The sequence below is a fragment of the Rhizobacter sp. genome (assembly GCF_031412075.1).
In the GTDB taxonomy this organism is placed as follows: Bacteria; Pseudomonadota; Gammaproteobacteria; order Burkholderiales; family Burkholderiaceae_C; genus Rhizobacter.
The window spans coordinates 1-1,724 of the sequence record NZ_JANOCG010000152.1 but is presented as its reverse complement, the minus strand read 5'-3'; the positions used below and the strand labels follow the sequence as shown (position 1 = coordinate 1,724).

Genomic DNA, 1,724 nt, shown 5'->3' with positions numbered 1-1,724 from the left:
CGTCACGCCGGTCTGCAAGGAGCTCATCTGCTCGCCCGCCGTCTTGAAGCGGGCGGCCAGCTCTTGCGTGCGTGCAATCACCACCTGGCGCGCCGACGCATCCTGCGGGTTGTTGGCCACATCGACAAAGGCATCGAGCATCTGGCGGGCGGCGTGGCCGATGCCGGCTTCGCCCAGCGGCAACACCGTTTCCAGCTGGGTCAGCTGGCCCATGCGCGCGAGGTCGGCGCTCGCAATCGAGTTGGTGGCCGCGGCCTGGTTGGTCAGAAAACGGTCGTAGGAGCGCGCCACCGTGGTGACGTTGACACCCTGGCCGAAAAAGCCCGCGCCGGTGAACTGGCCCTTGGCCGTGGCGAGCTGCGCCTCCTGGCGCGAGTAGCCCTGTGTGTTGGCGTTGGCAATGTTGTTGCCGGTGACTTGCAGCGCCGCGTAGTTGGCGAACATCGCCCGCGTGCCGATTCCCATCAAATTTGCCATATCAAGCGCTCGCTCGCTGCAGGCGCAGCGTGGTGTTGATCATGCGAGTGAGCTTGGCGGCGTACTCCGGGTCGGTGGCGTAGCCGGCCTTCTGTAAACCCTGCGCAAACCCCTGGGCCGACGCACCGCTCTCCACCACCTTGGCGTAGCGCGGGTTGTTCTTCATCATCCGTGCGTAGTCGGTGAAGGCTTCTTCATAGCTGCCATAGGCGCGGAACTTGGCCTTGACCTTGCGCGCTTCGCCGTTGATCACCTCGGTGGTGGTGACCTCGGTGGTCGGGCCCTTCCAGCTGCTAGTGGCCTTGATGCCGAACACGTTGAACGAGGTCGAGCCGTCGCCGTTCTTGATCTCGTGGCGGCCCCAGCCCGACTCGTGCGCGGCCTGCGCCACCATGAAGTTGGCGGGGATGCCGGTGGCGGCCTCGGCCGCCTTGGCAGCGCTGTCGTGCAGCTTCAGGAAGCCGATCTGGCGCTCCTTGCCTTGCAGGCCGCTGCTGAGTGGCGTTGCCGCGGGCTTGTCTGCCGGCGGGGCGGTTACGGCCGCCTTCGCTGCATCGGCGGCGATGTTGGCCAGCGGCTCGCCGAGCTGGCGCTCGAGCTGCCGGGCGATCATTTCGGAGAGGCCGCCGGGCAGGCCCGTCATCTGCGTGGCGAACTGCTGGTCGAGCATCTCGGTGCCCATCTTCGTGCCGGCGTTGTCGAGCATGCCCGACGACATCGACGCGTCACGCATGCTCTTCATCAGCTGCTGCATGAAGATGCCTTCGAACTGCTTGGCCGCTTCCTTGACCGCCGCCTTGGGGTCGGTCGACGCCGAGTTGCGCAGCCCGGCCAGCGCGCGGGTGTCGCCGCCGAGGGGGGAGTTGGGCGAGATGGCCATGGCTAGGACTCCCGCCGGGCCGCCCCAAGGGAGGCCTGCGCCCCCTCGGGGGGCAGTGAACGAATGTGAACGTGGGGGCTGCTCATATGACCTCAATCTCTGCGTTCAAGGCACCGGCAATCTTCATGGCTTGAAGAATCGCCAGCAGGTCTTGCGGTGTGGCACCCAGCGCGCTCAGTGCCTTCACCACGTCGGCGAGCTTGGCGCCCGCGGCCATCTGGATCAGCGCACCGGGTTCTTGCTTGATGGTGATCTCGGCCTTTTCCTTGACCACCGTCTCGCCCCGGGAGAACGGCGTGGGCTGGCTGATCACGGGTGTGGAGTTGATCGTGACCGACAGGTTGCCGTGCGCCACGGCACAGGCGCT

General features: G+C 66.4%; 3 protein-coding genes. All 3 read right to left on the bottom strand.

Annotation, left to right across the window (positions count from 1 at the left end; genetic code table 11):
* Positions 1-465: FlgK family flagellar hook-associated protein (locus RMO40_RS05495; RefSeq protein WP_309717441.1), on the bottom strand; the 465-nt coding region annotated here is incomplete at its 3' end.
* A 13-nt stretch (positions 466-478) separates the two neighbouring features.
* The gene (flgJ, locus tag RMO40_RS05490) at positions 479-1,357 is read right to left on the bottom strand and encodes a flagellar assembly peptidoglycan hydrolase FlgJ (protein WP_309717435.1); all 879 of its coding nucleotides are present in this window, start codon (positions 1,355-1,357) and stop codon (positions 479-481) included.
* An 82-nt stretch (positions 1,358-1,439) separates the two neighbouring features.
* Positions 1,440-1,724, bottom strand: a 285-nt coding sequence (locus RMO40_RS05485) for a flagellar basal body P-ring protein FlgI (RefSeq protein WP_309717433.1), incomplete at its 5' end; no start/stop codon positions are given.